Below are 25,945 nucleotides of genomic sequence, written 5' to 3'. Positions count from 1 at the left end.
CCAGGTTCCAGCCCGGTCGCAGCCGCTGCGACCGGGCTGGAACCGGGTACCGCGTACAACCGTCGGCATGAGTTCATTCACGCCTCACCGATCCAGTCCGCGGGCTGGGCGGGATCGTTTCCCTCAGTTGCTGCGCGCGGAGTGGACCAGGTTCCGCTCCGGTCTGGGCTGGGTGCTCCTCATGGCTTCCGTGGTGGTCACCGTGTCGCTCGGACTGCTGATCGCCGGGGGTGCCCGCAGCGCCTGCGTGACCGGGAAGGGGGAGGGCCCCTGCCCCGCGCCTTTGGTGGGTCCCGATGGTACGGCGGTGAGGGACAAGTACTACTTCGTGCACCAGCCGCTCACGGGGGACGGCAGCATCACCGCCCGTGTGTCGGACATGACCGGGCAGATGCGGGTGCCGGACGTCGTGCCCGGAGCGCGCAACGTCAAGGAGGGAGTGGTGCCGTGGGCGAAGGCCGGGCTCCTCCTCAGGCAGAGCCTCAAGCAGGGCACACCGTACGCCGCCGTCATGCTCACCGGAGATCACGGCGTGCGGATGCAGCACAACTACATCCACGACGTGGCCGGCGGTCCTCACAATGGCCCGCAGTGGCTGCGGCTGACCAGGTCGGGCGACACCGTCACCGGCTACGAGTCCGACGACGGCAAGACGTGGACCGAGGTCGCCACGGTCAAGTTGTCCGGGCTGCCGGAGACGGTCGAGATCGGGCTGTTCGCCACCTCACCAGGCGCCTTGTGGGACATGGCGAAAGCCTTCGCCCAGGCCACCGCCACTTTCGACCAGATCACGCTGGAGGGCGCGAACGGTTCGTGGCGGCGTGACGACGTCGGCGTCGTCATGGAGTCCGACGGCAAGACCCCGCATCACCCGGGCGGGGTGGTCGAGTCCGGTGACAAGCTCATCGTGACCGGGGTTGGTGACATCGGGCCCGCCACGGTGGAGGGCGGTCTGCGCGCTGACCTCATGCTGATCGGCGGGGCGGTGGGGCTGATCCCGGTGCTCGTGGCCGCGGTCTTGTTCTTCACCGCGGAACACCGGCGGGGGCTGATCGGGACCGGTCTGCCGGCCGAGTCGCATCCCGCGCGGCAGCTGGCGGCCAAGGCCCTGGTGGTCGGCGCGGTCGCGTTCGTGGCGGGGCTGGTGACCTCGGGGGTCGTGGTCCCCGTCGGCCTGGCGATGTTGCGCGCCAATCAGAACCCGATTCAGCCGATCACCTTGGGTACCGAGCTCCGGGTAATCGTCGGCTACGCGGCGCTGACCGCGGTCGCCGCCGTGCTGGCTCTGGGCCTCGCCGCGCTGGTCAAGCGGGGGATCGTCGCCATCGGGCTGGCCATCGCGCTGGTCGTCGTGCCTCACCTGCTGGCGAGCGCGGGGCTGGCGCCATGGCTGCTGATGATCACTCCTGCCGCCGGGTTCGCGATCACGCAGAGCATCCCCACGTTCGCGCATGTGGACGTGGACCAGTCACTGCTCGGGGGCTATTACCCGCTCCCGCCATGGGCGGGTTTGACCGTGACCTTCGGGTACGCGGCCCTCGCCCTCGGGGCGGCGATAGCCGTACACCGCGAGAAAACTTCACGTCAGGCTCCGCTCCCCTAGAGGTATGGCGCGGTGGCGCCCGTGGGGGATGGGAGGCGGGTCAGGCGGCGGTTGCGGCTTCGAGGAGGAAGGCGGCGTTGGACGACGTGGCGCGGAGCTTGTCGACGAGGACCTGGAGTCCTTGCTGCTTCTCGAGCCCGGTGAGCATCCGCCGCAAGCGCCAGACCACCTTCCGCTCCTCCGCGTGCAGCAGGATCTCCTCCCGCCGCGTCCCCGAGCTCTCCAGGTCCACGGCCGGGAACAGCCGCCGCTCGGCCAGCTCTCGGGTGAGGTGCAGCTCCATGTTGCCCGTCCCCTTGAACTCCTCGTACAGGTTGTTGTCCATCCGCGACCCCGTGTCGACGAGCGCGGTGGCGAGGATGGTGAGGGAGCCGCCGCCCTCGACGTTGCGTGCGGCGCCGAAGAAGCGTTTGGGCGGGTAGAGCGCGCGGGCGTCGATGCCGCCGGTGAGCACGCGCCCGCCGCCGGGCGCCAGGTTGTTGTACGCCCGCCCCAGCCGGGTGAGCGAGTCGAGCAGCACCACCACGTCCCGTCCGGACTCGACGAGCCGCTTGGCCCGCTCGATGGCCAGCTCGGCGACGGTGGTGTGGTCGTGGTCGGGGTGGTCGAAGGTCGAGGAGTAGACCTCGCCCGCGATGGTGGCCCGCATCTCGGTGACCTCCTCGGGCCGCTCGCCCACGAGCACGACCATGAGGTGCACCTCGGGATGGTTGCGGGTGATCCCGGCGGCCAGCGCCTGCAGGACCATGGTCTTGCCGGCCTTGGGCGGCGCGACGATGAGGCCGCGCTGTCCCTTGCCGATGGGTGCGAACAAGTCGATGACGCGCGTGCTGAGCGACTCGGTCTCGATGGTGAGCCGTTCGGTCGGGTGTACGGGCGTCAGGTCAGCGAACGTGGGCCGCCTGCGCCACTGCGTGTCGCCGTTGACCGACTCGACGCGGGCGAGCTTGTTGCCTGCGAAGGAGGCGACGACGTGGTCGCCCTGCCGCAGGTCGAACTGCTTGATTTTCTCGGGAAGCACGCGCACGTCACCCGGTCCCGGCAGGTGCTCGGCCCGGATGAACGCGGATTTTTCGCGTATGTCCAGGAGGCCGCTCACCTGCCGCACGGGCACGTCCGCACGCTGTTCAGGAATGGTGTGCACAGACATGGTGAAACCCCTTTGGGGGAATGCGCCGGACCCGTGAAGGCCGGCGAGTGATGAAAGGAAGCCGGGCCCCGTAACGCGGGGCGAGGCTGAGATCGAAGATCAGCGGAGCTGTAGCTCAACGCTGGTTGGAACATACCACACGATCTGACCTACCAAACGCCTAGCCCTCTTGGGCTATTCCCGGGCGATTCTCGGGTCTTCGCGCACACGCACGGGACACGCCGCGTGACAATCTTCTTCTCGACACCGTACTCCGAGGAAAATTACCGCGGCCGGTGTATCGAAGGACACAGAGCCCCCATCAGCGCAGCGTCATCGTGTCAAGTGACATGCAGGACCCCTGCAACTCGGTGAGGGTTCCATAGGACCAACAGAACCTCCTTGGGGGAGCACCATGATGACCGTCAACCACTGCCCGCGGTGCCACCACGAGCTCGACGAGGGCCCGATCATGTACCGGTGCGCGAACTGCCGCCGCGCCGTCTACGCCGCCGACCTCGAGAACGAGTACGTTCCGCATCTCCACGCCGAGCCTGTCGCCGCCTAGTCTTGGCGCGTGCCGCATCAACCGATAACCGTGTCCGGCGTCGAGGTGACACCACTCTGCGACGCCGTGGGTCCGATGGGGTCGGCGATCCGCCGCCCGCTCGCCGAGATGTTCCCCGATTCGGGGCTCCGGGACGAGCCGTGGGTCCTGCACTTCCACTGCTATCTGCTGCGTTCGGCGGCAGGCCGCCTCACCCTGGTCGACACCGGCATCGGCGGAGCCAGCTCGCCGGCGTCCAGTTGGGCGCCGGTTCCGGGAACGCTGGCCGGCGAGCTGGCCGCAGCCGGCGTCGCGCCCGCTGACATCGACACCGTCGTCCTCACCCACCTGCACAGCGACCACGCCAGCGGCGTGGTGACCGACGACGGCAGGCCGGCGTTCGAGAACGCGCGCCATGTGCTCCAGCAGGCCGAGCTGGACGCCGCGGCGGGGCCCGTGCTCGACCGGCTGCTCGCTCCGATCAAGGGCCAACTGCACGTGGTGGAGGGCCGGGCCGAGGTCGCCCCCGGCGTTCACGTGCACCTCGCGGCGGGGCACACGCCCGGCCATCAGATCGTCCGGGTCGGCGACGTTGCCATGACCGGCGACCTCGTTGTCCATCCCGTGCAGCTCGACGACCCCGGCGTGCGTTACCTCTACGACGACGACCAGGAGGCGGCCGCACGCACCCGCGCCGAGGTGCTCGACGCGCTCAGGGCCGAGCGGGCGATTCTCGCCACCGCCCACTTCAGCGAGCCTTTCCTGCGTCTTTGAGCACGTCCGGGTCTGCCATAGTGCTGGTGTGAACGATTTCTGGGCGACGGTCAACCGGGTGATCGCAGGGGCGGCGGCGTACATCACTGACGAGAAAGGGCGGGTCCTGCTGGTCGACCCGAACTACCGCGAGCACTGGAACTTCCCCGGCGGCATCGTCGACGCCGGGGAGCATCCCGCGCAGGCGTGCGCCAGGGAAGTGGCCGAGGAGGTCGGGCTGGAGGTGGAGGTCGGCAGGCTGCTGACCGTGCACTGGGGTGAGCTGTCGTACATCCCCTATCCGCTGGTCAACTTCCTGTTCGACTGCGGCGAGATCGCCTCTGACACGCCCATCACCCTGCAGGCCGAGGAGCTGGACGACTACGGGTTCTTCACGGTCGAGGAGGCCGAGCGGCTGCTGCCGAGCCACGTCTACCAGCGGCTGCTGGCCGCGGCTGCCGCCCGGGAGTCCGGCGAGATGCGCTACCTATCGCCTGCTCAGGACGGGCTGGTCGGCCAGTAGCGAGGCGGGCAGGGCCACCATCGCGGTCAGGCCGCCGTACGGCGAGGGCGACAGGGTGACCTTGATGTCGTGCCGGGCCGCCAGCCTGCTGACCACGAACAAGCCGAGCCGGTCGCTCTGCGCCAGGTCGAACTCCGGCGTCGTCGTCAGCCGGTCGTTGAGCTCGTCGAGCTCGATGCGGGGCAGGCCGAGCCCTCGGTCCTCGACCTCGACCACCAGGCCGTTCGGGGTCGCCATGCTCCGCACGTCCACCCTGGTCTGGGGCGGCGAGAACAGCGTGGCGTTCTCGACCAGCTCGGCCACCAGGTGGGCCACGTCTGTGACCGCCGAGCCCAGCAGCGCGACCGGCGGCGTCTGGAGCACCTCGACCCGCTCGTACTCCTCCACCTCGGCCACCGCGGCGCGCAGCACGTCGTGGATCGGCACCGGATTGCGCCAGCCGCGGCCCGGGGTCTGGCCGGACAGGATGATCAGGCTCTCGGCGTGCCGGCGCATGCGGGTCGTGAGGTGGTCCAGCTTGAACAGGTCCGCCAGGAGCTCCGGCTGCTCGGTCGCTCGTTCCATGCTGTCGAGCTGGAGCAGCTGCCGGTGCAGCAGCGACTGGTTGCGCCTGGCCAGGTTGACGAAGACCTGGCTGACGCCGTGCCGCAGCCTGGCCTGGTCCACCGCGGCCTCGACGGCCGTGGACTGCACCTGGTTGAAGGCCTCGACGATGTCGTCCACCTCGGCGCTGTGCGTCCTGACCTCCAGCGGCGCGATCTCGGCCGGCGTGGGCGTGGCCGTGTTCGTCCGCAGCCGCCTGACCAGCCCGGGCAGCCGTACCTCGGCCAGCTCGGTGGCGGCGTCGCGGAGCCCGGCCAGCTCGCGCACCAGGCGCTTGCGGAAGCGCAGCGAGAGCATGATCGAGGCGATGACGGCGACGAGGCCCACGCCGCCCGCCACGCCGATCTTGACCAGCATGCCGATGGCCGTCGGGGTGACCCGCTGCGTGATGCCAGTCACGGCCGCGGCCTGGTTGCGCTCGACGGCCCGCCACAGGTTCTCGCCGTCCACGGGCCAGGTGGCGGCCGTCGCGGGCAGGCCGTTCGTGGCCGCCTGCCCCCTGATGGCGTCCTCGGCCTTCAGGAACTCCTGGTAGACGGGCGAGGTGGACAACGTCTCGTACGGCCCCCGCAGATCGGCGTCCAGGTGCGAGAGCGCCTGCGCGAACAGCAGCCGCCTGGTCGCGGCCATCCCCGTGAACGCCTCCCGATCCCGGGGCTCCACCTGGCCCTTGGCCAGCACCACGGCGATCATCGCCCGTTCCCTGGACAGCAGGTCCTTGGCCTCGCCCAGCATGGTGATGGCCTTGGCCTGCCGGTAGAGCGTCATCTCGGGCACCAGCACCATGGCGTCGTACATGCGGAAGGACGCGTCCACGATCTGGCTGTAGCCGTCGATGACGTCGAGCGGCGCGACGCTCGCGCCGTCCACGTCCTTGCGGACCTGAGCGAGCTGGTCGAGCTTGCCGTTCAGGGTGTTGAGCTGCGCGATCATCTCGGGCGACAGGTCGCGGACGTTCTTGACCAGGCGGCGGAACGTCGCCACGGCCTGGTCGGTCTGGCCGCGCCGCTTGGCGAGGGCGTCCGCGCCCCGCCCGCTGACCAGGACCTCCACGGAGGCCAGCCGCTCCTCCTGCAGCGCGATGTTGACCTGCTCCGACGGCGTGGCCAGGTTCGTGACCAAATCGTTGATCGCGAGCAGGCGGACACCGTCCGCGCCGGTCAGGCCCGCCGCGAACGCCCACAGCCCGACGAGGGACAGCAGCGGGACGAGCAGCAGGATGAGGAGCTTCACAGCAATGGGACGGCCACGCTTGGGGGGCATGCGACCTCCGGGTGCATGATGAGATCGCCTCGCAGATTACACCCCCCTTTGGAAGGATTTCTGTGCGTCTTCCGCGTTCTTTCTCCGGCTGGACCATCGCGGTCTTCGGATTCCTGGCCTTCGCCCTGGGGCTGCTCGGGCTGGTCTCGCCCGGCACGCAGCTGTCCATGCTGGGTTTCGAGGTGCTCGACGAACGGCCGGCCGGCGACTATACGGCGGTTTTCATGGCGGCATCGTCGATGGCGGCGGTGAACATGGGCGTCTACTACGTGTTCGCGGCGTCGGCGGATTACACGCCGTTCTTCCGCTGGACCGTGCCGTTCAGGCTCGTGACGTTCACCGTCTTCACCGCGCTTGTGGTGACCGGGACGGCGCCGTCCGGGTTCTTCGGCGTCGGGTTGTGGGAGGGGCTGGGGGCGGCGGTCACGGGGTTCGCGCTCTGGCGCGAGGGCAAGCTGATGCCCTCGCGCCAGGCGGCCTGATCACGGATTGTCGGAGCCGCCGGCCACGAGGCGGTCGCCGGCCCTGTGCTCGCGTTCCAGCCGCCGCTCCAGATCGCGTTTCTCGTCCTCCAACCGGGCCACTTGGTCGGAGGCCTCGGCCCTGGCACTGCGCAGCTTGCGGCGGTGCCTGGCCGTCCGGCGCGAACCCGAGCCCAGCATCCAGAGACCCAGCGCCAGGACGGCCATGGTGACCGCGCCCGCCAGGAACATCTCCAGGTGGTTGAGCTCAAAGGTGTATCCGAACAGGATGTACCTCGAGCTCTCCTCAGTGAGGACCAGGGCCACGGCGCCGCCGGCGAGCAGGACCAGGAGAAGACCCAAAAGAATCATCCAACTCACCCCTTGTCGTCAGAGCGCGGTTCTCCTTCCCCGATGGCGTCGGGGTATGCGCGATGATGACGTTCATGAGACCCGAGCCCGGACAGGTGCTCCACTTCTCCGAGGACCCGACGATCGAGCGGTTCGTCCCGCACGTGGCGCCCACGAGCGCGCTGAGCGAGGCGTACGTGTGGGCGGTCGACCATGACCGTTGCCCCGACTACTGGTTCCCGCGCGCCTGCCCGCGGGCGATGGCGTGGGTGGGGCCGCGCACCACAGAGGAGGACAAGGTCCGCATCATCGGCCCTGGCTGCGGTGAGCGTGTGCACGCCATCGAATACGGCTGGCTCGACGCCCTCAGGGATGTCAAGCTGTACGCCTACCGCCTGCCGGCCGACGACTTCGCGCCCATCGGCGACCCGCCGAGTGCGGTGGTCGCGAAGGTGCCGGTCGAGCCGCTCGGTCCGCCCGAGCGCGTGGGTGACCTGTTCGAGCTGCACGAAGAGGCGGGGATTCAGTTGCGGGTGCTGCCCAACCTGTGGGCGTTCTGGCACGAGGTGATCGAGAGCACGCTGGAGTTCAGCGGGATTCGGCTGCGCAACGCTCGTCGATGAGCGCGACCAGCGTCTCCAGCGGCATCGAGGCGGGCGGGAGCTTCTCGCGGGCATGCCGGTTCGCCTCGCGCCGCAGCACCTCGTTGACCGGCGTGGGCACGCCGTGCAGGCGGCCGAGCAGGACGATCTCGCCGTTGAGGTAGTCGGCCTCGATGGAGCCGCTGGCCCTGGCCAGGCTCTGCCACGATGAGCCGCCGCCGCGGTCGACGCCCTCGATGGGGCGCATGTCCACCTGGTGGCCACGCATCTGGCGTTCGTCCTCAGGGGTGGAGTACGCGATGCCGGCCTTGTCCAGCACGTCCATGGCCTCGGCCCGGGCCCGGTCCACGACCGCCGCCATGCCGTCGGCATGGCCGACGAGGGCTTCCACGGCGTTGGCGAGGTTGCCGAGGAGTTTGCCGTGCTTCCAGCGCATCACATCGGGGAGCGCGCGGGCCACGAGGCCCCGCTTGGCGAGGTCGGTGGCGATGCGCGGGGCGAGGTCGTCCACACCTTGTGGATAGCGCCCGACGTGCAGCATGCCCGAGTACGGGTAGCCGTGGGCGGCCACCACGCCGGGCTCCAGGTGCTGGGCGGGCAGCCAGACGCACATGCCGTAAACGCGCGAAAACCGCCGCAGGACCATGCGCTCGTTGGCGACGCCGTTCTGGGCGCACACCACGGGCAGGTCCGTCGGCCAGTCGGCCAGCGCGGCGATCGTGTCCTGGGACTTGGTGGCCAGGATCAGCACGTCGTCGTCGCGGGCCGGCACGGGGCCGTCGGCGGCGGGGATGTCGAGGGTCTCGGTGGTCTCAGGGGTGATCAGGCGCAGGCCGTCCCGCTTCAGCGCTTCGTAGTGGGCGCCTCTCGCGATGAGCAGAACGTTGTGCCCGCCTTGGTACAGGCGGGCACCAATGGTTCCACCAACGGCTCCTGCTCCGATCACTATGTAGCGCATTGTCAGAGGATGTCATTCCTCATTTCGCGAGCGCTACTTGGGTCTGCGTCGTCACGGCGGTGCCGCGCCCACGTTCCCGCATGATCGTCTTGAGGACGCGCCAGCCGTCGCGGACGGCGTTCAGGTTGCTGGTGCCGTGGATGCGGGAGCGCTCGTGGCTGGGGACCTCGCGGATGACGAGCCCGGCCTGGGCGGCGCGGACGTTCATCAGCGTCTCGATTTCGAAACCGTCGCAATCGAGGTCAAGGGCGTCCAGGTGGCGCGCCCAGAAGGCGTTGTAGCCGTAACAGAGGTCGGTGTAGCGGGTGCCGTAGAGCAGGTTGGTCAGCCCGGTGAGGACCTTGTTGCCGAGCGAGCGCCACGGGCTGAGGTCGTCGGAGCCGCCGCCGGGCGCGTATCTGGAGCCCTTGGCGAAGTCGGCGCCGGTGAGCAAGGTGTCGACGAAGGAGCGGATCTCACGGCCGTCCGTGGAGCCGTCAGCGTCGATCATCACGATGATGTCGCCCTTGGCGGCCTGGAAGCCTTCGATGAGCGCGTTGCCCTTGCCGCGCCGGGTCTGCACGACGACCCGCAGGTCCGGGCGCAGCCTCCGCGCCACGGCGATGGTGTCGTCGGTCGAGTTGCCGTCGACCAGGATCACCTCGTCGATCCAGTCGGGCAGCGTGGCGAAGACGTGGGGAAGGTTCTCGGCCTCGTTCATCGCGGGAACGATGACACTGACGCTGGCGGCGGAATGCTGCTTGTTCATGGAAACAAGGTCCTCCTGCACACATGCAGGCGACTTGACTCTGCCTTGCATTGGTCCTGTCTAAGGAAGATCGTCGTCGACTCTCGCTTCGCCGATCCTTGAAAGGATCTCCTCCACCGTCTCCTCCGGGCTCTGTCGCGAGGTGTCCAGCCACAGGCCGATGCGCGGGGTCTCGCGGTGGAGCACCTGGTCGAGCAGGGTCACCGTCCAGCCGCCGCCGTAGCCGTCCTTGGCCCTGGCCCGCTCCCGAGCCTCCACCGCGGCCGGGTCCGGAGCGAGCACGATCACGTGCAACGGGCGGGTGCGGATGAGCTTCGTGAAGCGCTCCAGGTCCGTTCCGAGGATGACGTCCTGGACGATCGGTGTGAACCCGGCTTCGGCGTACAGGTCGGCCGTGGTCGCCGCGATCCGGTAACGGAGGTGGAGTTGGCGGACCGCCTCGTCGATCGGCTCGGGCGTCATCTCGGCGCGGCCGGAGACCACCATGCGGCGGAAGGTGTCGCCGCGGACGTGGGCCGCGCGAGGCAGGCGCTCGGCCAGGGCCTGCGCCACGGTGGACTTGCCTGCGGCCGAGACGCCGGTGATGAGGACCGCGCCGTTCACGCGCCCACGAGTTTCCTGACCCGGTCGGCGCCCACGGCGAGCAGGAGTGTGGGAAGCCGTGGGCCGGTGTCGCGGCCGACGAGCAGCTTGTAGAGCAGGGCGAAGAAGGCCCGTTGTGCGGCCTTGAGCTCAGGGGTGGGGTCGGCGTCGGCGGGCAGGCCCGCCTGGAGCTTCGGCACCCCGTACACGAGCGTGGTCAGCCCGTCGAGTGACCAGTCGTCGAGGCCGTCGGCCAGAAGCCGCAGCGACTCCCGCTCGCTCGCGCCGAGCGAGTCGAGCAGCTCCTCGTCCGGCGACTCCCGCACCCGGGTGCGCTGGTCGGCGGGCAGGTGGGCGTCGACCCAGCGCTGTGCCCGGTCCAGGCGGGGGCGGGCGGCGTCGAGGTCGCCGATCCCGTCGAGGTCGCGCAGGATGCGCAGGGTCTGCTCGCTGTGGCCGGTCGTGATATCCACGATGGAGGCCAGAGTCCGGTAGGGGACGGGGCGCGGGGTGACGGGCAGCGGGCCCTCGGCCGTGTGCACCGCGCGGTCGTAGGCGGCCAGCTCGGCGGGCTGGGCCTGGCCCGCGGCCACCTTGCGGCCCAGGGCGTCCCACTCGTCGTAGAGCCGGTGGATCTCCTGGTCGAAGGCGATCTTGAAGGACTGGGCCGGCTTGCGGCGGGCGTACAGCCAGCGCAGCACCGGCGCCTCCATGATCTCCAGGGCGTCGGCCGCGGTCGGCACGTCTCCCTTGGAGCTGCTCATCTTGGCCATGCCGGTGATGCCGACGAACGCGTACATGGGGCCGATCGGCTGCTGCCCGCCGAACACCTCGGACACGATCCGGCCGCCGACGATCCACGCCGAGCCCGGAGAGTGGTGGTCGACGCCGGACGGCTCGAAGATCACGCCCTCGTACGCCCACCGCATCGGCCAGTCGACCTTCCACACCAGCTTGCCGCGGTCGTGCTCGGCCAGCCGCACGGTCTCGCCGAAGCCGCACTCGCAGGTGTAGGCCAGCTCGGTGGTCGCATCGTCGTAGGCCGTGACGGTCGTGAGGTCGCGCCCGCACAGGTCGCAGTAGGGCTTGTAGGGGAAGTAGTCCTCCACCTGCTTCGACCGGTGCCGCGACAACACGGCGTCGATCGCTGCCCGCTCGCGCACCGCCAGCAGGATCTGCTCCCGGTAGGCGCCCGAGGTGTATTGCTCGGTCTGGCTGATCGTCCGGCACTGCACGCCCAGCTCGGCCATGGCCTCGATCATGGGTGCCTTGAAGTGCTCGGCCCAGTTGGCGTGTGCGCTGCCCGGCGGGGCGGGCACCGACGTCAGCGGCTTGCCGATGTGCTCGGCCCACGACGGGTCGATGCCCGCGGGCACCCTGCGGAACCGGTCGTAGTCATCCCAGGACAGCAGGTGCGTGCACGCGACCCCACGCCGCCTGATCTCGTCGGCGACGAGGTGGGGCGTCATGATCTCGCGCAGGTTGCCCAGGTGGACTGGCCCGGACGGGCTCAGGCCGGAGGCGCAGACGATGGGGGTGCCAGGCGCGCGTTTCTCCGCTTCGGAGATCACCTGGTCCGCGAACCTGGACACCCAGTCGGTCTCGCCACTCGTAGCCATCGGGCCATTCTCGCGGTTCCCGGTGGCTCAGGCCAACGTATTCGCGAAGCTCAGGGCAGCGTGCGCGCGTACGGGTCCCACGCGGCGGGAAGCGGCTCCGGCGCGGTCAGGCTCGAGGCGATCGGGCGGAACTCCGATCGTTCGCCGGAATCGGCGATGGCGACCATGAGCTCCAGCACGTGGTACGCCAGCTCACCGGACGCCCGATGCGCCGTGCCCGCGCGGATCGACCTGGCCATGTCCAGGACGCCGATGCCGCGCCCGGCCGTGGTGCCGGACAGGGGCAGTTCCCGCCAGTCGGTGTCGTGCAGGCCGCGGGCCAGCAGCGGCCCCTCGAAGGTGTTCGGGTCGGGGAGCGACAGCGCGCCCTCGGTGCCGATGATCTCGATCATCCTGCGGTTGACGGCCGAGTCGAAGCTGAACGTGGCCGCCGCCGTGGCCGTGCCCGGGAAGTCGAGCAGGGCGTTGACGTGGGTCGGCACGTCCACCGGGAAGATCTTCCCTGCCTTCGGCCCCGAGCCGACAACCCGCTGGTCACGGGCCCTGCGGCTGTCCGCCGCCACCCGGGCGACGGGGCCGAGCAGGGACACCAGGGCGGTCAGGTAGTAGGGGCCGAGGTCGAACAGCGGCCCGCCGCCGGGCTGGTAGAAGAACTCGGGGTTGGGATGCCAGGACTCCGGGCCGAGGCTCTGCGTGGCCGCCGTGACGGCGACCGGCTCGCCGATGACGCCCGAGCGCAGGGCGTGCACCGTGGACTGGAGCCCGGCGCCGAGGAAGGTGTCGGGGGCGCCACCGACCCGCAGGCCGAGGTTGGCGGCCTCGGTCATGATCTTCGTTCCGTCGTCGGTGTTCATGGCGAAGGGCTTCTCGCCGTACACGTGCTTGCCCGCGCGCAGCGACTCCAGCGCGACGGCCGCGTGCGCGGACGGGATGGTGAGGTTGACGACGATCTCGACCTCGGGCACGGCGAGCACCGTCCCGAGGTGGCCCGACACGGGGACGTCGTACTCCCGCGCGACCTCGGCGGCACGCTCGGCGTCGAGGTCCCCGACGCCGAGCACGCGCACGTCGGGGAAGGCGGTGAGGTTGCGGAGGTACTGGCCACTGATGTTTCCGGCGCCGACCAGGGCGACGCCGACGGGGCCATGACTCAAGAGCCCTCCAAGGAGGTGAGATAGGCGTGACTGTCCGCGAGAGCGGCGAAGATGTCGGTCGCGCACTCGTCGAGCTCGACGATGCGCCAGGCAGCGGGCGCGGCGGCCAGGATGCCGGGCACGGGCATGACGCCCTGGCCCACCGCGACGTGCGGCTCGCCCTTGACCACCGGCCCGTCCTTGACGTGCAGCGCCAGCGTGCGCTCGGCCAGGCGGCCGAGCAGGGCGGGCACGTCGGCGCCGCCCACGGCCGCCCAGTAGGTGTCGATCTCCAGGAAGACCTCGGGGGCGAGCAGGTCGGCCAGCACCTCGATGGCGTGCCGGCCCTCGACCTGCGGCTCGATCTCCCACCAGTGGTTGTGGTAGCCCATTCGCATGCCGTGCCCCGCCGCCTGCTCGGCCAGGCCGTTCAGCAGGTCGGCGGTGCGCTGGAGGCCGTCGCGGGTGGTGAACTCCTCCTCGGCGATGCCGCCGGGGAGGATCACCAGGTCGGTGCCGACCGTGGCGATGGCGTCGAAGACCTTCGCGGGCTCCTGGCTGAGCAGCGCGTAGGCGTGCGTGCTCGACACGCTCAGCCCCAGGTCGTCGGCCATCTGGCGGAAGCCCTTGGGGTCGGCCGTCGGGTCGTAAGGCTCCACCGCCTGGTAGCCGAGCTCCGCGATGCGCCGTAAGACGGCATCGCGGTCGGCGGCCATCGCCTCCCTGACCGTGTACAGCTGGACGCTGACCGGTTTGCTCATCCGCGGACCCCCATGAGGTGCTCGAGCGCGAGCTGGTTGAGCCGGGTGAAGTGGAAGCCGCGCAGGGCCGCCGCCTCGACGTCGAAGTCGTCCTTGGCCAGGTCCTGCCAGGTCTCACCCGCCGCCAGCGTGGGCTGGGCCAGCTCGTCCACGCGCGAGGCGCGGATGGCCTCCTGGACCTCGGGGTCCTGGCGGAACTTGGCGGCCTTGTCCTTGAGGATCAGGTAGGTGCGCATGTTCGCCGCGGCCGAGACCCACACGTCCTCGGGGTCATCGGTACGCAGCGGCTTGTAGTCGAAGACCAGCGGGCCGTCGTAGCCGTGCGACTCCAGCAGGTCCACCAGGAAGAACGCGCTCTTCAGATCGCCGTGCCCGAAGATCAGGTCCTGGTCGTACTTCGGGCCGTGCTGGCCATTGAGGTCGATGTGGAAGAGCTTGCCGCGCCACAGGGCCTGGGCGATGCCGTGCACGAAGTTGAGCCCGGCCATCTGCTCGTGGCCGACCTCGGGGTTCACGCCCACCATCTCGGGGTGCTCCAGCTCGTTGATCAGGGCCAGGGCGTGGCCGATCGTGGGCAGGAGGATGTCGCCGCGGGGCTCGTTCGGCTTGGGCTCGATGGCGAAGCGGATGTCGTAGCCCTTGTCGATGACGTACTGGCAGATGAGGTCCAGGCCCTCCTTGTAGCGGTCCATGGCGGCCTTGACGTCCTTGGCGGCGTCGGACTCGGCGCCCTCGCGCCCGCCCCAGCACACGTACGTCTTCGCGCCGAGCGAGGCGGCCAGGTCGAGGTTGCGCATGACCTTGCGCAGGGCGTAGCGGCGCACGTCGCGGTCGTTGCTGGTGAAGGCGCCGTCCTTGAACACCGGGTGGGTGAACAGGTTCGTGGTGGCCGCCGGGACCTTCATGCCGGTCTCGTCCAGGGCCTTCCTGAAGGCGGCGATGGCCTTGTCCCGGTCGGGCTCGACGGCGAGCAGGTCGTCGTCGTGGAAGCTGACGCCGTAGGCGCCCAGCTCGGCCAGGCGGTGCACGGTCTCCACCGGGTCGAGCGCGGGGCGGGAGGCGTCGCCGAACGGGTCGCGCGCCTGCCAGCCCACGGTCCACAGGCCGAAGGAGAAGCGGTCGTCCGGGGTCGGGGTGAATGCGGTCATTTGCGTGCGCTCCCTGATATTAGTCCATAATCTGTACATAATCCTGAGGAGGTGGATGGGGTGTCGTCAAGAGGTGTCCGGCATGATTCCATGCGTGCCCGTAACTTGGCCGTAGTACTCGGCGCCATCCACGGAACAGGACCTCACACCCGGGCCGCGCTCGCTGAGATGACCGGATTGACCAAGACCACCGTGTCGAGCCTGGTCGCGGACCTGCTGGAGGCGGGGGTGGTGACCGAGAGCGGCGCGGTGCGCGGCGGCGAGCGCGGTCGCCCCGGCGTGGCGGTGAGCCTGAGCGGCCATCGGGTGGCCACGCTCGGGCTGGAGATCAACATCGACTACCTGGCCGCCTGCGTCGTCGACCTCACCCGCACCGTACGGCTGCGCCGCACCCAGCCGGCCGACAACCGCAACTCGAACCCGGCGGAGATCCTGGAGCGGCTGCGCGACCTGGTGAAGGAGACCACCGTCGAGGCCGAGTCGGCCGGGTTGCGGGTCATCGGCGCCGCCCTGGCCGTGCCGGGGACCGTGGAAGGCGGGGTGCTGCGTCACGCCCCACACCTGGGCTGGCGCGACGTGCGGGTGGACGACCTCACCATCGACAACGAGGCCAACCTGGCGGCGCTGGGCGAGCTGTGGTTCGGCTCGCGGGCCACGGACTTCCTGTACGTCTCCGGCGAGATCGGCATCGGAGCGGGGCTCGTCGTCGGCGACACGGTGTTCCGCGGCACGTTCGGGCAGGCCGGCGAGCTGGGCCACGTCGTCGTCGTGCCCGACGGGCCCGCGTGCCGGTGCGGCGGGCGCGGCTGCCTGGAGGTGTACGCGGGACAGGACGCTCTGCTCGGCCCCCTGGACTCGGTGGCCGCGCTGGTGGCCCGCCTGGAGTCGGGTGATCGGCGCGCGCTGGAGTCGTGCGAGCACGCCGGGCACGCCCTCGGTGTGGCGCTCACCTCTGCGGTGCACCTGCTCGACCCCGGCAGGATCGTGCTCGGCGGGATCTTCGCCCCGCTGTTCCCCTGGCTGGAAGGTCCGGTGGCGGACGGGCTCGGGACCCGGCTCGGTCACATGCGCGGCACGCCGCCGCCCCTCGTCGTCTCGGGGATCGGCGCGGACGCGGCGGTGCTGGGCGCGGCCGGGCTGGTCATCCAGCGGGTCCTCGCCGACCCCGCCGAGGTCCTCGGCCTCTAACATGTCGCCATGCTGGTGATCGAGGAGCGCACCGCCGACGACGGCGAGCTGGCCACGTTGCTGGACGCGGCGTTCGCGGAGCTGGTCGCCCGTTACGGGCCCGACGGGCGTTCGCAGGTCAAGGAAGGGGCCAGATATCTCGTGGCGTCCGTGGCCGGCCAGGCCGTCGCCTGCGGCGCCGTCCAGCCCGTGGACGCCGTCACCGGGGAGCTCAAGCGGATGTACGTGGTTCCCGGCCATCGCGGCCGGGGCATCGCCACGTCACTGCTGTCGGCGCTGGAGGACCTGGCCCGCGAGCTGGGTTACCGGCGGCTGCGCCTGGCCACCGGCGTGCGGCAACCCGAGGCCATCGCGCTCTACGAGCGGTGCGCGTACACGCTCACCGAGCCCTACGGCAAGTACGTGGACGCGCCCCTGACCCGCTGCTACCAGAAGGCGCTGGCTCGAGCGTGACGCCAGGCCCAATCAGACCGGTTGCTTGATGCTCTCGAAGATCCGGGCGAAGCCCTCCCTGCCGTGGCCCGCGTCGATCTGGCGTTGGATGAGCCGCTGGACCATGGCGACCACCTCGGTGCTGATGCCCTGGTCGGAGCTGGCGGCCAGGATGTGGCCGAGATCGGAGAACTCGAGGCTCTGCAGCCCTTCGACGGTGTAGTCCCCGCCGTCGATGACCGCGGCGAACCCTTGGAACCCGCCGGTCATGGCGGTCAGCCAAGGTGCGGCCATGCCGGCGAACTCGCCCGCCGTCACTCCGGCCGGCGCCACCATGGCGGCGCCGTGCATGAATCCGGCGAACATGACGTACATGCCCGCAAGGAGCGCCAGGTCGTACAGGGACGCCAGCCCGGCGTCCTCCCCGAAATAGGTGCTGGTTCCCCACAGGTCGAGCAGCGGCTTGTACTGCTGGAAGACATCGGCCGACCCGCTGTAGAGGATCGATGACCCAGCCTGGCCGATCATGTGTGGGACCGCCATGATGCCGCCGTCCAGATACGCGACGCCGGCAGCGGCGGCCCAGGCGGCCAATTCCCGTGACTGAGCCGGCGACGTCGTGGTGACGTTGATCAAGGTTCGTCCGGCCAGGTCATCGGAGAGCGGATCAAGCACCTCGTGGACCGACGCGTGGTCCAGCAGGCATGCGATCACCAGCCGACTGGCCCGAACCGCGTCGCCGGCCGTGGCGGCGGCCTTCGCGCCCTGCGCGACGAGATCATCCGCCTTCCCCGCCGAACGGTTCCAGACCGTTGTCGCGTATCCGGCCTTCACCAAGGCGCCCGCGAGAGCGCCGCCCATCGCGCCCAGCCCGAGAACACTCACCTGGACGCTGTCGTTGGTCGTCATGTACGGATTCCCCTCGTGATTCGTCGTTCGGCTAGATCCTCTCCGCTACCGGTAGAGTTGACCAGTACGGACTATTTAGTCAGGTACTCACCTTCTGGTAAGTGCATCTTGGAGGGCGGATGGCGACATCAGCACGGAGTGGTCCCTACTTCTGCGGCATCGACGCGGCGATGGACGTGGTCGCCGGCAAGTGGAAGTCGCTGATCCTCTGGGAGCTGCACAACTACGGGACCCGTCGCTTCGCCGAGCTCCGGCGCGGCCTGCCGGGCGTCAGCGAGAAGATGCTGATTCAGCATCTGCGGGAGATGGAAGAAGACGGGCTCGTCCATCGTGAGGTCTATCGCGAGGTGCCGCCGAAGGTGGAGTATTCCCTGACAGAGCAGGGCGTCTCGCTCAACGCCGCCCTTGCCCCCTTGGGAGAATGGGGCGCCGAACGCATGCGGCGGATCGGCGCGGACAGGGTGGCTCACTAGGAGTCCCAGCACATACCAAGCCGGTACCAAGAGAAGAGCCAGAGCGGCGGCGCACGCTGGTGCCCTACCCAAGAGGAGGAGCATCACGATGGCGCCCAACCTGCTCGGAATCCGTCTCGCCCACCGCGCCATGCGCCACGACGCCCGCCGTCTGGCCAGGTTGATGGACCGGCTCGCGACCGGCGACGAGCCGGCCGACGCGGCCAGGCTCACCGCGATCGCCACGTTCGCCACCAAGCTGTGCGACGGCATCCACCATCACCACCAGGCCGAGGACGCCGTGTTGTGGCCGGTCATCGTGCGTTCCGCCGGCGCCGAGGTGGACCTGAGCGAGCTGAGCGACGACCACGCCCAGCTGGAGCGGCTGCTGGAGGAGATCAGCTGGTTCGCCACCCGGCTCGGCAAGGACCCGGTGGCCGCCAAGCGGATGGCCGTGGCCCTCGGCACCCTCGCCGACCTGCTGGACGAGCACATCGAGCAGGAGGAACGCCTGCTCTTCCCGATCATCGCCAAATACGTGTCCGGGCCGGACTGGAACACGGTCGAGAACGCCGTGAGCAAGGACGGCGACCTCGGCTTCGAGCTGCCGCGGATCGGCCAGTACGCGCGCCCCGACGAGCTGGCCGAGCTCCGAAGGGTGGCGGGGCCGGTGCTGGCGCTCCTGCTCGCGCTGCTGAACCGCGGGCACCGGCGCCGCCAGAAGCTGATCTTCGGCGCGGTGTGACGCCCACCGGCGTCGTCCAGCTCGCCCGCGTGACAGCGGCACGCGGGCGGGCCGCTGTCACGGGCTCGCGCACTGGTAGCCGGTGGGCAGTTGCGTGTTCCCGTTGGGACGAGTGGCCTGGAAGCCGAACGTGGTGCTCTGGCTCGCCGCGAGCGTGCTGTTGTGCCCGGCGTTCCTGGCCGTGACGGTCTGCCCGTTGACGGTGAGCGTGGCGTTCCACGATCCCGTGATGGTGTGGCCGGCAGGCAGCGTGAACGTCACCGTCCAGCCGTTGATCGTGGACGTGCCGGTGTTGGCGACCGTGACGGGCTGGATCACGTAGCCGGTGCCCCACTGGGATTGGGTGGCCGGCGTCGCCGTGCATCCGCCTGTGGTGGTGCCCCCCGAGGTGGTGACCGTGATCGTGTTGGACACGGGGGAGAGGTTGCCGGCCGCGTCGCGGGCGCGGACCTGGTAGCGGTAGGTGGTGTTGGCGGTCAGCCCGGTGTCGGTGAACGACGTGGTCGCCGAGGTGCCTGCCTGGGAGAAGGCGCCGCCGGACGAACCTGGCGCACGCAGGATGTCGTAGCCGGTCACGCCGACGTTGTCGGTCGAGGCGGTCCACGACAGGGCGGTGCTCGTGCCGGTCGTCCCTGACGCGGCCAGGTTGCCCGGCGCGGTCGGCGCGGTGGTGTCGGTTCCGCTCGTGGCCGGCGGGATGCGGATGATGCGGTCGTCCTGGGCCACCGGAGTGCCGCGGCCGTCGCGGTTGCTGGTCGCCACCCAGAGCCAGCCGTCCCCGCCGACCGCGACCGCGCGCAGCCGACCGTAGGTGGACTGGAGCTCTGCCAGCGGTGTGCCCGCGCCGCCGCTACTGGTCAGCGGCACCGTCCACAGCCGCCGGCCCTGCAGCGCCGCCGCGAAGAGCGTGTTGTTGGCGTACGCCAGCCCGCTCGGTGACGCCTCCGCGGTCGTCCACGTAAGGATCGGGTTGCGGAAGGACGTGTTGCCGCAGGCGCCCTCGCACGTGGGCCAGCCGTAGTTGCCGCCCGCGACGATCTGGTTGATCTCGTCCCAGGTGTTCTGGCCGAACTCGGTGGCGTACATCCTGCCTTGGGAGTCCCAGGCCAGGCCCTGCACGTTGCGGTGGCCGTAGCTCCAGACGCGGGAGCCGGAGAACGGGTTGCCCGACGGTATTCCGCCGGTGGGCGTCATGCGCAGGATCTTTCCTGCCGGGCTGTTGAGGTTTTGGGCGTTGGCGGTGTTGCCCGCGTCGCCGGTCGCCACGTACAGCATGCCGTCCGGGCCGAAGGCGATGCGGCCGCCGTCGTGGATGGCGGCGCGCGGGACTCCGGAGAAGATCACCGTCTGGGTCTGCGGGGCGCTCAGCTGGAGCCTGACCAGGCGGTTGTCACCGCTGGTGCTGGTGAAGTACGCGTACACCCAGCCGTCCTGGGCGTAGGAAGGCGACACGGCGATGCCGAGCAGGCCGCTCTCACCCGAGGCGCTCACCCCGCTGATCGTGGCCACCGTGGTGGGCGTCTGGCCGGGGCGTACCTGGAGGATGCGCCCGGTGTTGCGCTCGGAGACCAGCGCGCTGCCGTCCGGCAGGAACGCCAGCGCCCAAGGAACCTGCAGGCCCGTGACGGAGACCTCCGCCCGGGAGAAGTCGAAACCGCCCACCACCTGGGCGCGTGCCTCGGGAACGTTGATGAACAGCGCGAGCAGCGCCAAGACCATGACCGGAACGACACGGGCGCGCATGACGGGACTCCTGACCGTTTCGCCGTGTGCGGATGTCAGCACCGTAGGCATGCGGACGGCCCGGGCTCAATCATCGTGCCGGGCGCGGTCCGGTGATCTGCGGCGACGCCTGAAACTTTCACGCCATCCACCATTCGGTGGATTTTCGGATCCACCACATCCACCGCGAATCCCGGCCCACCGGGCGATCCCCGCCGTGACCTGGAAAATCATGATTGATCCATGGCAGTCATCGACGTCACCGACCTCACCAAGAGGTACGCGGACCACACCGTACTGAACGGCATCTCGTTCTCCGTCGAAGAAGGCGAGATCTTCGGCCTTCTCGGCCCCAACGGCACCGGCAAGACCACCACCGTCGAGTGTGTGGAGGGCTTGCGACGCGCCGACGGCGGTTCGATCCGGGTGCTCGGCCTCGACCCGGTCAGGGACGGCCGCGAGCTGCGCGAGCGCATCGGGGTGCAGCTGCAGCACACCCAACTGCCGGAGAACATCAAGGTCTGGGAGGCGCTCGACCTGTACGCCTCCTTCTACGCCAAGCCGCGCGACTGGCGCGAGCTGCTGGAGGAGTGGGGCCTGGCCGACAAGCGGAACGCCCGCTTCGGCAAGTTGTCCGGCGGCCAGAAGCAGCGGCTGTTCATCGCACTCGCGCTGGTGGGCAACCCGCGGGTGGCGTTCCTCGACGAGCTCACCACCGGGCTCGACCCGCAGGCCCGCCGGGCCACGTGGGAGCTGATCAAGAAGGTCCGGGCGTCCGGCGTGACCGTGGTCCTGGTCAGCCACTTCATGGACGAGGTGGAGGAGCTCTGCGACCGCGTCGCGGTCTTCGACCGGGGCCGCATCGTGGCCACCGGGACGCCGGAGGAGCTGATCGACGGGATCGACGCCGAGCACCAGATGCGGTTCACGCTGATGGCCGGGGACCGCAGCGATCCGGCCGCCCTGCTGAGTGGCCTGCCCGGCGTGTCGAGCGTGACCCGCGACGGCGACCAGGTGACCGTCACCGGCCGGGGCGACTTCGCCACCGCCGTCACCTCGGCCCTGGCCCGCGACCTCATCCCCGTCGCCGACCTGCGCATCGACAAGCGCACGCTCGACGACGCCTTCCTCGCCCTGACCGGCCGCTCGTTCCACCTCTGAGGAGATCCCGACATGACCGTCATCGCCAAGCTCACCACCGTCGAGCTCAAGCTGCTGGCACGCGAGCCCGGCTCGATCTTCACGATCCTCATCCCCCTGTTCATCCTGGTCGTCTTCGGCAGCTCGATCTCGCCGGGCGACACGGTGCTCCTGCCGATGACGCTGGCGATCGCCGTGGGCCTCGTGGGCCTGTACCAGTTGCCGACGACCCTGGCCACGTACCGGGAGCGGGGCATCCTGCGGCGCCTGTCCACCACTCCGGTCCGCCCGGGGAGCATGCTGGGGGTTCAGCTCATCCTCCAGTTCGTCCTCGCCTTGACCGCCTGCGCCCTGCTGCTCGGCGTCGCGGGGACCGTCTTGAGCGCGCATGTGCCCTCCCAGGTGATGCCGCTCGCCGTTGTCTTCCTGCTGGGCACGGCCGCGATGTTCTCGATCGGCCTGCTGATCGCCGCCGTCGCGGCGAACGGGCGCACAGCCAACGGGGTGGGGGTGATGCTGTACTTCCCGATGGCGTACCTCGCCGGACTGATTCAGCCCGCCGAGAAGATGCCCGTTATCCTGGCCCGTATCGGTGAATTCACTCCCTTGGGCGCTTTTCGGCAGACTCTTCAGGACGTCTGGGCGGGTGTGTCGCCTGATCCCCTGCTGCTGGGTGTCATGGCCGCGTACGCGGTGCTCGTCAGCCTCGCCGCAGCCAAGTTCTTCCGCTGGGAGTGAAGGGTGCCGACGGTGACGGACACGCGCCTGGACCGGTGGGAGCGGCTCCTCGAGCGGCTCATGGGCGGCGTTCCGTACCTGCTGCTGGCGATCTCCACGGTGCTGTCCTGGCTCACCGACGACCGCGCGTGGATGGACCATCTGGTCACGCTCGGCCTGGCCGCGCTCGCCGCGGCCTGGATCCGGCTGATGGCGGCCCGCCGGCCGGCGATCTACGTCGCCGGCCTGGTCATCCTGATCGCGGTTCTGTGCACACGGGGGATCTGGTTCGCCGGCTTCTTCTCCTTCACCGGCTACCTCCACTCCTGGCAGCTGCTGAAGGGGAAATGGCGGTTCGCCGGGGTGGCGGCCACGGCGGCCATCAGCATCACGGCTTACAACGGCGGGCTGCCTGAACCCACCCCGGCCGGAATCCTCACCCACGTGCTCTTCACCGCCGCGATCGTGGCCGTGGTCAGCCTGTTCAGCTTCGTCGGCGAGGTCACGGCCGAGCGCAGCGCCGAGCGCAAGAGCATGGTGGCGCGGCTGGAGGAGACGATGCGGGAGAACGCCGGCCTGCACGCTCAGCTCCTCGTCCAGGCCCGCGAGGCGGGTGTGCTGGACGAGCGCCAGCGCATGGCGGGGGAGATCCACGACACTCTCGCCCAGGGCCTGACCGGCATCATCACCCAGCTCCAGGCTGCCGTGCGTGCCGAGGCCGATCCCTCCGCATGGCGGCGGCACCTCGACAACGCGACCCGGCTGGCCCGCGAGAGCCTCGCCGAGGCCCGCAGATCCGTACATGCCGTAGGGCCCGGGAAGCTGGAGACGACGCCGCTGCCCGACGCCCTCGCGGAGATCACCGCCGGGTGGTCGGAGTTGAACGGTGTACGCGCGGAAGCGACCACGATCGGCACGGTCCGCGCGCTGCATCCGGAGGTGGAGGCCACCCTGCTCCGCATCGCACAGGAGGCCCTCGCCAACATCGCCAAGCACGCCAGGGCGTCCCGGGTGGGGGTCACACTGTCGTACATGGAGGACGTGATCACCCTGGACGTACGCGACGACGGCGCCGGCTTCGACCCGGCCCGCGCCGTGGACGGGGGCGGCTTCGGCCTGGCGTCGATGCGTAACCGGGTCACCCGCCTGGCCGGCCGCTTCGAGGTGGAGTCCGAGCCGGGCGCGGGCACCGCGATCTCCGCTGCGGTCCCGGCCATACTCAAGGAGCCCTTCAAGGAGACGTTCGAGGAGACCCGGAGTGTCTGAGGCCCCCATCCGGCTGCTGATCGCCGACGATCACCCCATCGTCCGTGACGGCCTGCGCGGCATGTTCACCGGCGATCCCGGCTTCGAGGTGCTGGCCGAGGCCGGCGACGGCGCCCAAGCAGTCGAGCTCGCCCGGGCACTGGACCCCGATGTCATCCTCATGGACCTGCGTATGCCCAGGATGGACGGGGTGACGGCCATCAGGGAGCTGGCCAGGCTGGGCCTCAAGGCCCGCGTGCTCGTCTTGACCACGTACGACACCGACAGCGACGTGCTGCCCGCGATCGAGGCCGGCGCCACGGGCTACCTCCTCAAGGACGCCCTTCGCGACGAGCTCGTGCGGGCCGTGGCCGCGGCGGCGCGCGGCGAGGCCGCACTCGCCCCATCAGTCGCCACCCGCCTGCTCGGTCAGGTACGCACTCCGGTCGACCCGCTGAGCACCCGGGAGCTGGAGATCCTGAAGCTGATCGCCCAGGGCACCACCAACCGCGAGGCGGCCGCCCGCCTGTTCATCAGCGAGGCCACGGTCAAGACCCACGTGCTGCACATTTACGCCAAGCTCGGCGTCAACGACCGCGCGGCCGCCGTCGCCGTCGCCTTCCAACGCGGGCTGCTTCCCTTGGAGTAGAGGGACGCGGCGCAGCGGCAGCGCCCAGCCGCCGTAGCAGTCCCGGGAGGCCGTCGGCAGGTGCAGCCGTCCCTGGCTCGCCTGCCAGGAGGCAACCATCACGAACGTGACGCTGACCAGCAGCGCCCAGGCCCCGAACTTGGCGGGGTGGACCAGCTGCCAGGTCTCCCGCTGGTACGGGTACTGCCAGGCGCCGAGGTAGGTCGCGATGTTCTCGGCCACCCACAAGAAGAACCCGATGAGCGTGAACGACAGCGCCAGCGGCATCTGGTATCGGTGCTCGCCCACGGTGAAGTGCACCACCGTCCCCCACGTGACCAGGACGAGCGCGAGGGCCAGCGGGATCCGCAGGTCGATCCACCAGTGCTGACTGACGAAGTTGACGTAGATCGCCAGCGCCACCAGGGTCACCGGCACCGTTCGGTAGGCCACCAGGCGCAACGAGAAGATCCGCCAGGCCGAGCAGACGTAGCTGCCCACGGCGGCGTAGAGGAACCCGCTGTACAGCGGCACCCCGCCCACCTTGGTATAGGCATCCTCGGGATAGCTCCACGAGCCGAGCCGTACCTTGATCATCTCAAAGGCCAGCCCGACCACATGGAACGCGGCGATGACGGCCGTCTCCTGACTGCTCTCCCACCGCAGCGCACGGAAGATCACGGCCACTGCCACGGCATAGACCAGCAGCGCGTCATAGCGCGGGATCGGCAGCGGCAGGACAGACGAAGCGGCGAGCCCCGCGAACAGGGCGACCGCGAACGCGCACGACTTCGCCTCGGCCCACGCGAAGCGGAACATCTGGGCGACGAAGAACCTCACGCCCTTATCCGACCGCCCGAACGGCGCCGATGTTTACCGCATTTTGGGGAGGTTAAGTGAAGAAATCGCTCACCCGCCGCGCGACTGATCAGTCGAGGCAGAACTCGTTGCCCTCGGGGTCGGCCATCATGATGTGACCGGCGCCGAGAGGGGGAGCGGGCTCGTAGCGCTGGAGCCGGGTGGCGCCGTGGGAGACGAGCCGTTCGGCCTCTGCCTCCAGGGCCGCCATCCGCGCGTCGCCCTCGAGCCCGGGAGCGGCCCGCACATCGAGGTGCACGCGGTTCTTGGCCTGCTTGCCCTCCGGCACCCGTTGAAAGAACAGTCGCGGCCCGGAGCCCTTGGGGTCGACCACCGCCGAGGCGTCGTTGCGGCGCTCGGGCGGCACGCCCATCGCCTCCAGGGCCTGCTCCCACGACGTGAAGCCGGGGGGCGGGTCCTGCAGCCGGTAGCCGAGGGCTTCGGCCCAGAATGCCGACAACCCGGCCGGGTCGGCGCAGTCGAAGGTGATCTGTACGTCGCGGGCCATCTCAGCTCGCCTCCTGTCGGATCTGCTGGTGGGTGTGCAGGTAGAGGTCGCGGAGCAGGCACACCTCGGCCAGATGGTGGATCAGCTCGCGGTTGATGTGCAGCACCAGGGCTGCCAGAGGACGCTCGGCGTACGGTCCCTCCGCCTCCCCGCACGGGCGGGCGAGGCCGGTTTCGCCGAGGGACTCGACCCCGGCCAGCCACGTGGCGTACTCGGCGTCGAGCTGGGTCAGCGCCGTGTCCGCGGTCGCGGCGTACTCGAACGACTGGTAGTCGGTGGCCGCGCGACCGAAGTGCGCGGCGTTGCGCATCCCGAGCACGCCGACGATCACGTGCCCGAGTCGCCAGGCGATCGTCGTGAACGGTGGCGGATCGGGCATCGGCATCGCGAAGTCGATGGTCATCGCGCCGGACCCGCCCTGCACCGGTGCGGTGCCGGTGCCGCGCGGGCGCACGCTCCAGCAGCCGGGCGCGGGCTCCCAGAAGTACTCGTCGTCGGTGAGCCCGTCGAGGCGACCGCGCAGCTGCTCGGTCCAATGCCAGTCGATCTGCTCTCGGAGCAGGGGATTCCAGGTCTGTTCGGTCATGGTGCTCACCTTGCCGCATATAGCGGACAGA

The 25,945-nt window shown here is 69.8% G+C and carries 28 protein-coding genes and 1 pseudogene; 14 read left to right on the top strand and 15 right to left on the bottom strand.

Features of this window, described 5'->3' with window-relative positions; all coding sequences use genetic code 11:
• The first annotated feature begins 67 nt into the window (after nt 1-67).
• Nucleotides 68-1,603, top strand: coding sequence for a hypothetical protein (locus tag OHA25_RS05325; protein ID WP_327586488.1), 1,536 nt, complete (start codon nt 68-70; stop codon nt 1,601-1,603).
• A 40-nt stretch (nt 1,604-1,643) separates the two neighbouring features.
• Here OHA25_RS05325 and rho read toward each other — a convergent pair whose 3' ends face one another.
• Nucleotides 1,644-2,753 (bottom strand): transcription termination factor Rho, encoded by a 1,110-nt coding sequence (gene rho, locus OHA25_RS05320; protein WP_327586487.1) that lies wholly within the window; start codon nt 2,751-2,753, stop codon nt 1,644-1,646.
• Nucleotides 2,754-3,147: 394 nt separating this feature from the next.
• On the opposite strand from rho, the gene OHA25_RS05315 reads away from it, so the two are divergent.
• The 3 genes from OHA25_RS05315 to OHA25_RS05305 are packed head-to-tail and all read left to right on the top strand — an operon-like array spanning nt 3,148 to nt 4,555.
• Nucleotides 3,148-3,300 carry a hypothetical protein gene (locus tag OHA25_RS05315; protein ID WP_327586486.1) on the top strand — a complete coding sequence of 51 codons (153 nt, stop codon included), beginning with the start codon at nt 3,148-3,150 and terminating at the stop codon, nt 3,298-3,300.
• A 9-nt stretch (nt 3,301-3,309) separates the two neighbouring features.
• Nucleotides 3,310-4,053, top strand: a complete 744-nt coding sequence (locus OHA25_RS05310; RefSeq protein WP_327586485.1) for an MBL fold metallo-hydrolase — start codon at nt 3,310-3,312, stop codon at nt 4,051-4,053.
• A 28-nt stretch (nt 4,054-4,081) separates the two neighbouring features.
• Entirely contained in the window at nt 4,082-4,555 is a 474-nt protein-coding gene (locus OHA25_RS05305) for an NUDIX hydrolase (RefSeq protein ID WP_327586484.1), read from the top strand.
• Here the strand turns inward: OHA25_RS05305 and OHA25_RS05300 are convergent.
• Nucleotides 4,520-6,421, bottom strand: coding sequence for a sensor histidine kinase (locus tag OHA25_RS05300; protein ID WP_327586483.1), 1,902 nt, complete (start codon nt 6,419-6,421; stop codon nt 4,520-4,522). The genes OHA25_RS05305 and OHA25_RS05300 overlap by 36 nt on opposite strands.
• A 62-nt stretch (nt 6,422-6,483) precedes the next feature.
• On the opposite strand from OHA25_RS05300, the gene OHA25_RS05295 reads away from it, so the two are divergent.
• Nucleotides 6,484-6,903, top strand: coding sequence for a hypothetical protein (locus OHA25_RS05295; RefSeq protein WP_327586482.1), 420 nt, complete (start codon nt 6,484-6,486; stop codon nt 6,901-6,903).
• On the opposite strand, the gene OHA25_RS05290 is transcribed toward OHA25_RS05295, so the two are convergent.
• Complete coding sequence (locus OHA25_RS05290; RefSeq protein WP_327586481.1) at nt 6,904-7,254, bottom strand: hypothetical protein; 351 nt, start codon at nt 7,252-7,254, stop codon at nt 6,904-6,906. It abuts the gene before it with no gap.
• A gap of 74 nt (nt 7,255-7,328) precedes the next feature.
• Between OHA25_RS05290 and OHA25_RS05285 the strand changes: the two genes are divergently transcribed.
• Nucleotides 7,329-7,856 (top strand): DUF6886 family protein, encoded by a 528-nt coding sequence (locus OHA25_RS05285; RefSeq protein WP_327586480.1) that lies wholly within the window; start codon nt 7,329-7,331, stop codon nt 7,854-7,856.
• On the opposite strand, the gene OHA25_RS05280 is transcribed toward OHA25_RS05285, so the two are convergent.
• From OHA25_RS05280 to xylA, 7 genes are read right to left on the bottom strand one after another with little or no spacing between them, the layout of a single operon-like run.
• Nucleotides 7,822-8,793 carry a ketopantoate reductase family protein gene (locus tag OHA25_RS05280; RefSeq protein WP_327586479.1) on the bottom strand — a complete coding sequence of 324 codons (972 nt, stop codon included), beginning with the start codon at nt 8,791-8,793 and terminating at the stop codon, nt 7,822-7,824. The two genes, OHA25_RS05285 and OHA25_RS05280, sit on opposite strands and share 35 nt — an antisense overlap.
• 19 nt (nt 8,794-8,812) lie before the next feature.
• The gene (locus tag OHA25_RS05275) at nt 8,813-9,541 is read right to left on the bottom strand and encodes a glycosyltransferase family 2 protein (RefSeq protein ID WP_327586478.1); all 729 of its coding nucleotides are present in this window, start codon (nt 9,539-9,541) and stop codon (nt 8,813-8,815) included.
• 60 nt (nt 9,542-9,601) lie between these two features.
• Nucleotides 9,602-10,144, bottom strand: coding sequence for an AAA family ATPase (locus OHA25_RS05270; protein WP_327586477.1), 543 nt, complete (start codon nt 10,142-10,144; stop codon nt 9,602-9,604).
• The gene (gene lysS, locus OHA25_RS05265) at nt 10,141-11,742 is read right to left on the bottom strand and encodes a lysine--tRNA ligase (RefSeq protein ID WP_327586476.1); all 1,602 of its coding nucleotides are present in this window, start codon (nt 11,740-11,742) and stop codon (nt 10,141-10,143) included. The genes OHA25_RS05270 and lysS overlap by 4 nt, the downstream gene beginning before the upstream one ends.
• Nucleotides 11,743-11,792: 50 nt before the next feature.
• Nucleotides 11,793-12,896, bottom strand: a complete 1,104-nt coding sequence (locus OHA25_RS05260) for a Gfo/Idh/MocA family protein (RefSeq protein ID WP_327586475.1) — start codon at nt 12,894-12,896, stop codon at nt 11,793-11,795.
• Nucleotides 12,893-13,636 (bottom strand): sugar phosphate isomerase/epimerase family protein, encoded by a 744-nt coding sequence (locus OHA25_RS05255; RefSeq protein ID WP_327586474.1) that lies wholly within the window; start codon nt 13,634-13,636, stop codon nt 12,893-12,895. The genes OHA25_RS05260 and OHA25_RS05255 overlap by 4 nt, the downstream gene beginning before the upstream one ends.
• On the bottom strand, nt 13,633-14,784 hold the full coding sequence (xylA, locus tag OHA25_RS05250; RefSeq protein WP_327586473.1) for a xylose isomerase: 1,152 nt from the start codon (nt 14,782-14,784) through the stop codon (nt 13,633-13,635). Before xylA ends, OHA25_RS05255 begins: the two co-directional genes overlap by 4 nt.
• A 90-nt stretch (nt 14,785-14,874) precedes the next feature.
• Between xylA and OHA25_RS05245 the strand changes: the two genes are divergently transcribed.
• A complete protein-coding gene (locus tag OHA25_RS05245) occupies nt 14,875-15,972 on the top strand; it encodes an ROK family transcriptional regulator (RefSeq protein ID WP_327586472.1) in 1,098 nt (365 codons plus the stop codon).
• Nucleotides 15,973-15,981: 9 nt separating this feature from the next.
• On the top strand, nt 15,982-16,425 hold the full coding sequence (locus tag OHA25_RS05240; RefSeq protein ID WP_327586471.1) for a GNAT family N-acetyltransferase: 444 nt from the start codon (nt 15,982-15,984) through the stop codon (nt 16,423-16,425).
• 12 nt (nt 16,426-16,437) lie between these two features.
• On the opposite strand, the gene OHA25_RS05235 is transcribed toward OHA25_RS05240, so the two are convergent.
• Nucleotides 16,438-17,313 carry an NAD(P)-dependent oxidoreductase gene (locus OHA25_RS05235; RefSeq protein ID WP_327586470.1) on the bottom strand — a complete coding sequence of 292 codons (876 nt, stop codon included), beginning with the start codon at nt 17,311-17,313 and terminating at the stop codon, nt 16,438-16,440.
• A gap of 119 nt (nt 17,314-17,432) precedes the next feature.
• On the opposite strand from OHA25_RS05235, the gene OHA25_RS05230 reads away from it, so the two are divergent.
• Both OHA25_RS05230 and OHA25_RS05225 read left to right on the top strand, forming a co-directional pair.
• Complete coding sequence (locus OHA25_RS05230; protein WP_327586469.1) at nt 17,433-17,786, top strand: winged helix-turn-helix transcriptional regulator; 354 nt, start codon at nt 17,433-17,435, stop codon at nt 17,784-17,786.
• 88 nt (nt 17,787-17,874) lie between these two features.
• A complete protein-coding gene (locus OHA25_RS05225) occupies nt 17,875-18,510 on the top strand; it encodes a hemerythrin domain-containing protein (RefSeq protein WP_327586468.1) in 636 nt (211 codons plus the stop codon).
• A 57-nt stretch (nt 18,511-18,567) separates the two neighbouring features.
• Here the strand turns inward: OHA25_RS05225 and OHA25_RS05220 are convergent, their stop codons facing one another.
• A complete protein-coding gene (locus OHA25_RS05220; protein WP_327586467.1) occupies nt 18,568-20,253 on the bottom strand; it encodes a PQQ-dependent sugar dehydrogenase in 1,686 nt (561 codons plus the stop codon).
• Between the two features lie 222 nt (nt 20,254-20,475).
• On the opposite strand from OHA25_RS05220, the gene OHA25_RS05215 reads away from it, so the two are divergent.
• The 4 genes from OHA25_RS05215 to OHA25_RS05200 are packed head-to-tail and all read left to right on the top strand — an operon-like array spanning nt 20,476 to nt 23,983.
• Nucleotides 20,476-21,393, top strand: coding sequence for an ABC transporter ATP-binding protein (locus tag OHA25_RS05215; RefSeq protein WP_327586466.1), 918 nt, complete (start codon nt 20,476-20,478; stop codon nt 21,391-21,393).
• A gap of 12 nt (nt 21,394-21,405) precedes the next feature.
• On the top strand, nt 21,406-22,110 hold the full coding sequence (locus OHA25_RS05210; protein ID WP_327586465.1) for an ABC transporter permease: 705 nt from the start codon (nt 21,406-21,408) through the stop codon (nt 22,108-22,110).
• 12 nt (nt 22,111-22,122) lie between these two features.
• Nucleotides 22,123-23,355: a sensor histidine kinase gene (locus OHA25_RS05205; protein WP_327586464.1), complete on the top strand. Its 1,233-nt coding sequence runs from the start codon at nt 22,123-22,125 to the stop codon at nt 23,353-23,355.
• The gene (locus OHA25_RS05200; protein WP_305914247.1) at nt 23,348-23,983 is read left to right on the top strand and encodes a response regulator; all 636 of its coding nucleotides are present in this window, start codon (nt 23,348-23,350) and stop codon (nt 23,981-23,983) included. Before OHA25_RS05205 ends, OHA25_RS05200 begins: the two co-directional genes overlap by 8 nt.
• 114 nt (nt 23,984-24,097) lie before the next feature.
• Here the strand turns inward: OHA25_RS05200 and OHA25_RS05195 are convergent.
• The 3 genes and pseudogenes from OHA25_RS05195 to OHA25_RS05185 all read right to left on the bottom strand — a co-directional run.
• Nucleotides 24,098-24,781: pseudogene (locus tag OHA25_RS05195) on the bottom strand (DUF817 domain-containing protein); the annotation flags it as partial.
• A gap of 109 nt (nt 24,782-24,890) precedes the next feature.
• Nucleotides 24,891-25,328 carry a VOC family protein gene (locus OHA25_RS05190; protein WP_327586463.1) on the bottom strand — a complete coding sequence of 146 codons (438 nt, stop codon included), beginning with the start codon at nt 25,326-25,328 and terminating at the stop codon, nt 24,891-24,893.
• Between the two features lies 1 nt (nt 25,329).
• The gene (locus OHA25_RS05185; RefSeq protein WP_327586462.1) at nt 25,330-25,914 is read right to left on the bottom strand and encodes a DinB family protein; all 585 of its coding nucleotides are present in this window, start codon (nt 25,912-25,914) and stop codon (nt 25,330-25,332) included.
• Nucleotides 25,915-25,945 lie beyond the last annotated feature (31 nt).

The sequence above is a fragment of the Nonomuraea sp. NBC_00507 genome (assembly GCF_036013525.1).
Taxonomy (GTDB): domain Bacteria; phylum Actinomycetota; class Actinomycetes; order Streptosporangiales; family Streptosporangiaceae; genus Nonomuraea.
The sequence above is the reverse complement of the archived record's forward strand: the minus strand, read 5'-3'. Positions and strand labels throughout refer to the sequence as shown.